The organism is Acidovorax sp. GW101-11A03 (assembly GCF_059424825.1).
In genome coordinates, this window is sequence record NZ_JBWKZU010000001.1 from 267,025 (window position 1) to 276,238 (window position 9,214).

General features: G+C 67.4%; 8 protein-coding genes and 1 pseudogene. 8 read left to right on the forward strand and 1 reads right to left on the reverse strand.

Going from position 1 to position 9,214, the window contains the following annotated elements; translation table 11 throughout:
- Positions 1-68 precede the first annotated feature (68 nt).
- From AC07Z7_RS01230 to AC07Z7_RS01260, 7 genes are all read left to right on the forward strand, one after another.
- Positions 69-530 (forward strand): rhodanese-like domain-containing protein, encoded by a 462-nt coding sequence (locus AC07Z7_RS01230; RefSeq protein WP_494765055.1) that lies wholly within the window; start codon positions 69-71, stop codon positions 528-530.
- Positions 524-1,072, forward strand: a complete 549-nt coding sequence (locus AC07Z7_RS01235; protein WP_494765056.1) for a GNAT family N-acetyltransferase — start codon at positions 524-526, stop codon at positions 1,070-1,072. Before AC07Z7_RS01230 ends, AC07Z7_RS01235 begins: the two co-directional genes overlap by 7 nt.
- Positions 1,069-2,133 carry a homocysteine S-methyltransferase family protein gene (locus AC07Z7_RS01240; RefSeq protein ID WP_494765057.1) on the forward strand — a complete coding sequence of 355 codons (1,065 nt, stop codon included), beginning with the start codon at positions 1,069-1,071 and terminating at the stop codon, positions 2,131-2,133. Before AC07Z7_RS01235 ends, AC07Z7_RS01240 begins: the two co-directional genes overlap by 4 nt.
- A gap of 181 nt (positions 2,134-2,314) precedes the next feature.
- Positions 2,315-3,244: a tRNA 2-thiocytidine(32) synthetase TtcA gene (ttcA, locus tag AC07Z7_RS01245; protein WP_494765058.1), complete on the forward strand. Its 930-nt coding sequence runs from the start codon at positions 2,315-2,317 to the stop codon at positions 3,242-3,244.
- 34 nt (positions 3,245-3,278) lie between these two features.
- Entirely contained in the window at positions 3,279-4,718 is a 1,440-nt protein-coding gene (gene trhP / locus AC07Z7_RS01250; protein ID WP_494765059.1) for a prephenate-dependent tRNA uridine(34) hydroxylase TrhP, read from the forward strand.
- A 29-nt stretch (positions 4,719-4,747) separates the two neighbouring features.
- Positions 4,748-6,118 (forward strand): SH3 domain-containing protein, encoded by a 1,371-nt coding sequence (locus tag AC07Z7_RS01255; protein WP_494765060.1) that lies wholly within the window; start codon positions 4,748-4,750, stop codon positions 6,116-6,118.
- A 159-nt stretch (positions 6,119-6,277) separates the two neighbouring features.
- On the forward strand, positions 6,278-7,930 hold the full coding sequence (locus tag AC07Z7_RS01260; protein WP_494765061.1) for a hypothetical protein: 1,653 nt from the start codon (positions 6,278-6,280) through the stop codon (positions 7,928-7,930).
- A 118-nt stretch (positions 7,931-8,048) separates the two neighbouring features.
- On the opposite strand, the gene AC07Z7_RS01265 is transcribed toward AC07Z7_RS01260, so the two are convergent.
- Entirely contained in the window at positions 8,049-8,690 is a 642-nt protein-coding gene (locus tag AC07Z7_RS01265; protein ID WP_494765062.1) for a DUF8692 domain-containing protein, read from the reverse strand.
- 193 nt (positions 8,691-8,883) lie between these two features.
- Here AC07Z7_RS01265 and AC07Z7_RS01270 point away from each other — a divergent pair.
- A pseudogene (locus AC07Z7_RS01270) lies at positions 8,884-9,214 on the forward strand (hypothetical protein); the annotation flags it as partial.

A 9,214-nucleotide genomic window follows, 5' to 3' on the forward strand; every position in this document is an offset into this window, starting at 1 on the left:
TTATAAGGCCAAAGCGGCGCACACTGGCAGCCATCGGTACATCACCACGGCATCACTCAAGGAGCCCCATGACCCACCCCGCCCCCGCCTCCAGCGTTCTGGCCTTTCCCGTCCCCACCCCCGCGCAGTCGTGCGACTACATGGCCGCCAAGCTCAGCTTTCATGCCGATGCCTGGGATGTGGCCGAAGACCTGCGCAACAGCGTCGATGCCATCGTGGTGATCGACACCCGCTCGCCCGCGCACTACGAACAAGGCCATGTGCCTGGCGCCGTGAGTTTTCCCCACCGCACCATGGACGCGGACAGCACGGCCCACCTGGACCGCAGCAAGGTCTATGTGACCTATTGCGACGGCATCGGCTGCAACGGCTCGACCAAGGGCGCCTACAAGCTCGCGCGTCTGGGCTTCACGGTCAAGGAGATGCTGGGCGGCCTGGACTTCTGGATCCGCGATGGCCAGCCCGTGGCCACCGGCCCCGAGCGCGGCACCATGCCCGCCGCCCGGCCCGCCATCGAGTGCGCATGTTGACCGCCACGGCTACCAGCCCGGCCCCTGCGGGCTGGGCCCTGCGCCCCGCGCTGGCGGCCGATGCCGAGGTGCTGGCCCGCCTGTGCGCGGCGCATGCGGCCTATGAGCAGATTCCGCACTGCGCCGACGGCCACGCCGAGCGGCTTGCGCACGGGCTCGAAGCCGGGCAGCTGAACGCCTGGCTGGGTTTTCTCCATGGGCGCGCTGTGGGCTACGCCAGTGCCACCCTGGACTACGCCACCCTGGCGGCGCAGCCCTTTCTGCACCTGGACTGCCTGTACCTGGACCCGCCGGCACGGGGCCTGGGGCTGGGCCGCGCATTGCTGGATGCAGCCGTGTGCCGCGCGCGCTCTCTGGGCTGCGCGCAGCTGCAGTGGCAAACCCCGGTGTGGAACGAAGGCGCGATCCGCTTTTATGACCGGCTGGGGGCCACGCGGCTGGCCAAGCAGCGTTACACCCTGGTTTGTGGCGACGTTGCGCCGACGGTGCCGAAACCCCTTGCGGGCCCGGCCGCTGAACGGGTTTCTACAATCGGGGGATGAAAACGCCTGCCTACACGCGCGCCGCGCAACTGCCCGACATCCTCGCCCAACGCATCGTCATCCTCGATGGCGCCATGGGCACCATGATCCAGCGCTTCAAGCTGGGCGAGGCGCAGTACCGGGGCGAGGGCTACACCGGGCCCGATGGCGCGGGCGACCGGTTCAAGGACTTTGCGTACGACGTGAAGGGCAACAACGAGCTGCTCAGCATCACCCGGCCCGACGTGATCCGCGACATCCACGAGCGGTACCTGGCGGCCGGCGCCGACCTCATCGAGACCAACACCTTCGGCGCAACCACCGTGGCGCAGGAGGACTACCACATGGCCGAGCTGGCGCGCGAGATGAACCTGCGCTCCGCCCAATTGGCGCGCGCTGCCTGCGACAAGTATTCGACGCCCGACAAGCCCCGCTTCGTGGCCGGCGCCCTGGGCCCCACGCCCAAGACGGCCAGTATCAGCCCCGATGTGAATGACCCCGGCGCCCGCAACATCGACTTCGAAACCCTGCGCGCTGCCTACTACGAGCAGACCGAGGCGCTGGTCGAAGGCGGCGCCGACGTGCTGCTGGTCGAGACCATCTTCGACACGCTCAATGCCAAAGCCGCGCTGTTCGCGATTGATGAGTTCTTTGAAAAGAGCGGCGAGCGCCTGCCCCTCATCATCAGTGGCACGGTGACCGATGCCTCCGGCCGCATCCTGAGTGGGCAGACGGTGACGGCTTTCTGGCACAGCGTGCGCCACTCGCGCCCCCTGGCCATCGGCCTGAACTGCGCGCTGGGCGCCACGCTGATGCGCCCCTACATCCAGGAGCTGAACCGCGTGGCCGAGGACACCTTCATCAGCTGCTACCCCAACGCCGGGCTGCCTAATCCGATGAGCGACACCGGCTTTGATGAAACGCCCGAGATCACCAGCCGCCTGGTGCACGAGTTCGCGGCCGAGGGGCTGGTCAACATCCTGGGCGGCTGCTGCGGCACCACGCCGGACCATATCGGCGCCATTGCCAAGGCGGTGGCCGATGTGCCCACGCGCAAGATGTTTTACCCTGCAGAAGCCTGAGAATTTGAGAAAAATTGGCCGCTTGCGCGCGACCATCAAGCGCTTGTAGCTACTAAATATGTAGCAATTAATGCGCCACCGCCCTGCGGTAGCGCATTGCGTGCCGCCGGAAGCTGCGGCACCCTTGCGCCTTTCCGCTGAAGTCTTTTCCGTACCCTCTGTCAGCCCCGGTCTGTTTGCCATGTCCGTTATCGCCACCTTGCCCGACACCCCCTCTGCGGAGGCTGCCGAGAAAGCCGCCGCCCACGCCGCGCTCAAGCTCGAAAAGCGCCTGGTGCGCCAAGTGGCCCAGGCCATTGGCGACTTTGGCCTCATCGAAGACGGCGACAAGGTGATGGTGTGCGTGTCGGGTGGCAAGGACAGTTATGGAATGCTGGACGTGCTGCGTTTGCTGCAGCAGCGCAACGGCAACCGCTTCGAGCTGATTGCTGTCAACCTCGACCAGAAGCAGCCCGGCTTTCCGGCCCATGTGCTGCCCGAGTATTTGACCCAGGTGGGCGTGCCCTTCCACATCGAAACGCAGGACACCTACAGCGTCGTCAAGGAGCACATCCCCGAGGGCAAGACCATGTGCAGCCTGTGCAGCCGCCTGCGCCGGGGCATCCTCTACCGCGTGGCTGACGAGCTGGGCTGCACAAGAATCGCGCTGGGCCACCACCGCGACGACATGCTGCAGACCTTCTTTCTCAACATGTTCTTCGGCGGCAAGCTCAAGGGCATGCCGCCCAAGGTGCAAAGCGACCGGGGCGACCACCTCATCATCCGCCCGCTGGCCTATGTGGCCGAAGACGACCTCACGCGCTGGGCCGAACACCGCCAGTTCCCCATCATCCCCTGCACGCTGTGTGGCAGCCAGGAGAACCTGCAGCGCAAGCAGATCGGCCAGATGCTGCGTGACTGGCAGCAGCTGTACCCCGGCCGCATCGAGAACATGGCCGTGGCGCTGCGCAACCTGGTGCCATCGCACTTCATGGACACGCGCCAGTTCGACTTCAAGGGCCTGGTGCCTAACGGCGTGCAGGATGCCGATGGCGACAAGGCGTTTGATGCCGAAGAGTTTCCAGCACAGGCCGTGGGCATGCTGGGCGGCCTGCCCCTGATGCCCCGCTGACCTGACACCGACGTTTTTTAGATTGGGCCACCCCATGACCACGCTCAAAGCCCCCGAACTCCTCCTGCCCGCTGGCTCGCTCGACAAGATGCGCGCCGCCTACGACTTTGGCGCCGACGCGGTGTACGCCGGGCAGCCGCGCTACAGCCTGCGTGCGCGCAACAACGAGTTCCGCCTGGAGCAGATCAAGCAAGGTATTGACGAGGCCCACGCACGCGGCAAGAAGTTCTTTGTGACCAGCAACCTGATTGCGCACAACGACAAGATCCGCACCTACCTGCGTGACATCGAGCCCGTGATCGACTGCAAGCCGGATGCCCTCATCATGGCCGACGCGGGCCTGATCATGATGGTCAAGGAAAAATGGCCCGAGCAGGTGGTGCACCTCTCGGTGCAGGCCAACACCACCAACTGGGCGGCCGTGAAGTTCTGGCAGAAGATGGGCGTGGAGCGCATCATCCTCTCGCGCGAATTGAGCCTGGACGAGATCGAGAAAATCCGCCAGGAATGCCCCGACATGGAGCTGGAAGTGTTCGTGCACGGCGCGCTGTGCATCGCGTACTCGGGCCGCTGCCTGCTCAGCGGCTACTTCAACCACCGCGACCCCAACCAGGGCACCTGCACCAACGCCTGCCGCTGGAACTACGCCACGCACGACGCCGACATCGACCCCACCACGGGCGAAGCCATTGCGCAGAAGATGGAAGGCGACTTCAACTTCGAGGCCGCGCAGCAGAAGGCCGAGCAATCCTTTGCCTCCACCACCGGCAGCGGCCAGCGCCACCCCAAGGCCGACAAGGTCTACCTCATCGAAGAGGCCGGCCGCCCCGGCCAGCTCATGCCCATCATGGAGGACGAGCACGGCACCTACATCATGAACAGCAAGGACCTGCGCGCGGTGGAGCATGTGGCGCGCCTGGCGCAGATCGGTGTCGATTCGCTCAAGATCGAAGGCCGCACCAAGAGCCTGTACTACGTGGCCCGCACCGCCCAGGTCTACCGCCGCGCCATCGACGATGCCGTGGCCGGCCGCCCGTTCAACCCCGAGCTGCTGATCGAGCTGGAAGGCCTGTCCAACCGCGGCTACACCGGCGGCCTGCTGGAGCGCCGCCCCAGCAACGACTACCAGAACTACCTCAGCGGCCACTCGGCAACCCAGCGCAGCCAGTACGTGGGCGAGGTGCTGGGAGCTGAAGGTCAGGCCGAGGTGGGGCTGTCAGGCGACTGGGTGCAGGTCGAAACCAAGAACCACTTTGCCGTGGGCGATTTGATTGAAGTGGTGCACCCCAGCGGCAACACCACGTTGCGCCTGCACGAGATGCGCAACGTGGAAGGCCAGCCCGTGCAGGTCGCCCAGGGCAGCCCGGTGCGCGTGTGGATTCCGCTGCCCGCACGCTACAGCGGCGCGCTGCTGGCACGCGTCATCGAATCGCAGCCGCCTGCGGCGGCGGCAGAGCCTGCGCTGGCCGCCTGATTTTTTGATAACGACCCGGGGGCTCCCGCATGACAACTTTTTTTGAATGCAGCCCCCACCGGGTCGTTGCGGTTGCTGTGCTTGGTGTGGTTTTGTCTGGCGGTGCCAGCGCCCAGGCCCCCACCGTCGCCCCCGCCAAGCAGCGCTACGTGCAGGGCTCGTGGGTCAACCTGCGCGAGTCGGCCCAGTCGCAAGCGCGCGTGGTGGCCCAGGTGCCTGCCAACACCGTGCTGCAACAGCTCACCGAGCGCGACGGTTGGTGCGCCGTGCTCTATGCAGGCGACGCGCGCCTGGGTCCGCCATTGCCTGAGCCATTGCAAGCCCATGTGGCCTGCAACCTACTGGCCGACCAGCCCCTGACCCTGGCCCAGGCGGGCAAGGACGCTGCCCGCGCCTTCTGGGTGGCGCCGTCGGCCAACCGCATGCGGGCCTACGGCAACGCCCTGCCACGCCCGCCCGCGCTGCAACTGCCCGCGCTGGCCAAGAGCCACGCGCATGAAATGCCGGTGCAGTACCCCACCCGAGCTGAGTGGGAAGCCGCCAAGAAGCTCATGCGCGCTGGCGTGGTGCTGCGGCCCGAGCAGGAGATCGACCGGGGCAGCCCCATCAACCCGCTGGACGACCTGAAGCTGGCCACCCGTGCCGTGGACCACATTCCCGCCGTGACCCCTTTGGCCGCTAAGCCTAACTTGCCAGCGATTGCCCCGTCGTACTTTCGGTCCCACACCGGCGTGGCCCTGTTGCACGAGACCGATGCCGACGGCCTGGCCGCCGTGGCGGGCACCCGCATCAGCGTCATCCCTACCGGCGTGCCCGTGGGGCGGTTCAATCGCCACAGTGGTCCCGAAATCGAGTACATCACCGGCTTCTGGGACGTGGGCACTGCCGACCAGGCCTTTGCCCCTGCGCTGACCCTCTATGCCATTACCCACCAGGGCCTGGTGGGGGCCCACACCGTGCGCCAGCGCTATTGGGACATCAGCAATGAAGAGCACTACTGCGGTGGCCACTACCCCGGCCGGGGGTTCAATGACCCCGGCGAGGAAGCCCAGCCCTTGCGCGGCTACGCCCGGCTGCCGGAAAGCGCCGAGGTGCTGGCCCGCCTGGTGGTGCCCGGCAAGCTGCCGCCCGATGCGGTGAAGGTAAAGACCCGGCGCTACGCCACCAGCTGGATGCAGCCCGCCGACCCGCCCATCCGCGACAAGCCCACACGCAAGCACACCGCCGTGCTGGTGCACGAGATCGACCTGGACCGCGATGGCGTGGCCGACATCCTGCGCATCGACACGCCTTCGCCCGGTGGCATGAGTTTTGAGCCCATCTTTGAATGGCGCTGGTACCTCAACATCAACGGCCAGTGGTTCCGGGCCGGGCATTGGGTGGATCAGGAGTGCACCTGAGCGGCCCCTGAGGAGGGGCGCTGTGGCCTGCAACCTGCCAACGGCCCGAGCAGGTCCCCCGCCCCCGGTGGTTTTGGGTAGCATCGTTTCGGAGATCGCCCATGGGGTTTGCCAGCCAGCGCCTGGCACGCAGCCCCGACCCCCACGAAAGGCCCGCCCATGTCCGTTGAGTCCCATCCCCCCTGCGTGCGGGAGTTGCGCCAGGTTTTGTTGTGGCCGCTGCGCCTGATGCCGGTGCGGGGCTCCGAGGGGCGGCACGCCAAGCCCTGGGAGGTGCTGGCGGACATGGGCGAGGCCTCGCCCTGGCGCGAGGTGGTGGATGAGTTCACGGGCGACAGCCAGCGGTTTCACGAGCGGCATTACAACGAGTTCGTGACCTTTTTGCCCTATGTGCAGCGCTTCCTGTACGGCGAGGGGCGCAGCCAGAAAGGTGGCAGCGCCACGGGCTCGCCGATGCGGGTGTTCCGGCGCAGCGATGTCAGCGCCGTGCGGGCGGTGCTGCACCCCGGCGCGGTGCCGATCACGCTCGACATCGTCCATGTGGACCTGTACTTCTTTCTTGACCTGGACCTGGTGCTGCTCAATGTCGAGGTCAGCGCGCGCGACCTGGCGCTGCCCCAGGCGCAGGAGCTGCTGTACCGCTTCGGCCGGGGCTACCCGGCCGGCTGGGACGCGGACGGCCACGCCCAGCACTGCCTGTTCAGCGCCGAGTGGCTGGACCCCGCCGGGCAGGTGCTGGCCCAGTCCGACGCCAACCAGCGCGACCTCTTCATGGCCCATGTCAGCAGCCACCGCGCCCCGCGCATCGCGGCCCACTGGGCCTGGCTGCTGGAGCCGCTGGTGAGCGATCATTCCGAGCGCAGCGGCCCCCTGCGCTACCGGCAGATCGAGTACTACCGCATGCCGCAGCTGGCGTTTCTGGCGCTGGACGACCCGCGCGCCTTGAGCCGCAGCGACTTCGTGCGCCTGGGGCTGGTGACCGGCGCGGCCCGGCCGGGCGACGACCCCTGCCTGCCCTATGCCGAAGAGCACCTGGCCGACTTTGAACAGCGGTTCTGCTACGACCGCTTCTGGAGCAGCAGCGGCGCCGCCCCCTACACGCGCTATCTGTGCAGCGGCCATTCGCTGCTGGTGCTGGGCGACGCCAACAGCCCGTTTTTTGTCTGCCGCGACCGGGGTGTGCTCGCGCAGTTCCGGCACCAGCATTTCTTGCTGTTCCTGATTGCGCATTTCCAGAAAGCGGCGCTGCTGATGTTCTCGGACCGGCTGGCCGAGGCCCTGAAGAACCTGGACATTGCCGACGCTGCCAGCGTGCGCCGCTTCAAGCGCACCATCCGCGACAGCTTTGCGAGTTTTCTGCGCTTCACGCACCGGTACTGGTTCCATGAGGTGTCCGAGCAGGCCCAGGTGCGCGCGCTGTTCCGCATGTGCTCCAGCCACTTGGGGCTCGACCCGCTCTACACCGAGGTCAAGGAGCGGATCGGCGAGATGAACCAGTACCTGGACGCGGACAGCCTGCGCCGCCAGGCCAACACCGTGGTGCGGCTGACGGTGGTGACCATCTTTGGCCTGATCGGCACCGTGACCACGGGCTTTCTGGGCATGAACCTGCTGGCCGAGGCCGATGCGCCGGTGGGGCAGAAGCTGGGCATCTTTGCGCTGGTGTTTGTGTTCACCACCGCGCTCACGGTCTACACCATGGTCAAGTCCAAGCGCCTGTCGGACTTTCTGGACGTGCTCTCGGACGAGCGTGCCAGCGCCTGGCAAAAAGTCAGGGCGCTGGGGCTGGTGTGGCGGCGCACGGGGGAGTGATACGGCTTCGCCTTCAACCGCATCACGTCGTTGGTTCGCCTTGCCGTGCTACAGCACGGTCTGCGGCTTCCCGCCTGGTTATGCGGTCGAATGCAAATCCGTAGGACGCGCCCGCGCTTTACCGTGCTCCCGGCTGCCGCAGCAGCGCCGCCAGCACCAGCGCCTCGGCCACCACCTCCAGCACCTCTTCCAGCGTTGCCAGCCACTGCGGCAGCGCTGGCAGCCAGGGCCCGTGGGGCTGCAGCGCGGGCCACTGGTCCACGGCAATCGCCGCCAGCCCCACGGCAAAACCGGCCCACAGCAGGCAGCGCGTGCTGCGGTGGCCCAGGGCCTGGTGCAGCCACGCCAGCATGGCCCCGCCCACCCCGGCCACTGCCAGCATCGGCGCCTCGCGCACGGGGCCCCAGCGGCAGGCATCTGTCCATTCGTGGCAGCGGAACTTCCACAGCTCGTGCAGCATGAACTGCTCGTCCACCGCGAGCACTGCAAACGCCAGCGCCAGGCACACGCCCAGCCGCCAGGGCAGGCAGCGCTCGGCCGTGAGGCGCAGCGCGGTGGTGCACAGCGCCAGCAGCAAGGCGCTGGAGAGCCAGGCAGCGGGCGAATGGTCGGAGCGAAAGGCGCGCTCCCAGCCCGGCGCAAACAACCAGGCGGCCAGCAGCAAATAGCCCAGCACCGCACACAGCAGGGCGCTGGCCACCCACCGGTGGGGCGGGGGCAGGGCGCTGCGGGAGGGGGCGGGAGCAGGTTCTGAAGGCATGGCGGGCGGAGCGGGCGTGAGGGGTGCCCGGATTTTGAGTCAAAAACGGCCTCTGCGCGCTATGGATATGTCTTATAAGCTATGTAAATGATAGCAATTGCAGCCTACATGCAGTGCAAGCGCTGCACAGGCGCCAGGACTGGTCATGCGCAGGGAATGGCGACAGAATCCGGCATCCTCCCGCTTGCCCTGTATGGCCCTCCCCATCGACCCTTCGCGCAACGCCTTGCCCCCCGTGGCCCAGTTTCTGGCCGAGGCCGCGCTGCAGCGGCAGACGGCGCTGCTGGGGCTGGACAAGAAGCCCGGCGTGGCCCCTGCGCCGCTGCCCCCGGCCGATGCCAGTGCGCCGCCGCCCACGGCCACCTCGCCCAGCCCGGCGGCCGGGCCTTTGCCGGTACCGGCCGACAAGGCCAGCATCTCGCCCCAGGCGCGCGAGCAGCTGGGGGCCGGTTTTGAGCCCCGGCGCGAAGCGGCGGGCCCCGGTGCGCGTGCCGTGGGGGCTGCGCCGGGCACGCGGCCGGGGC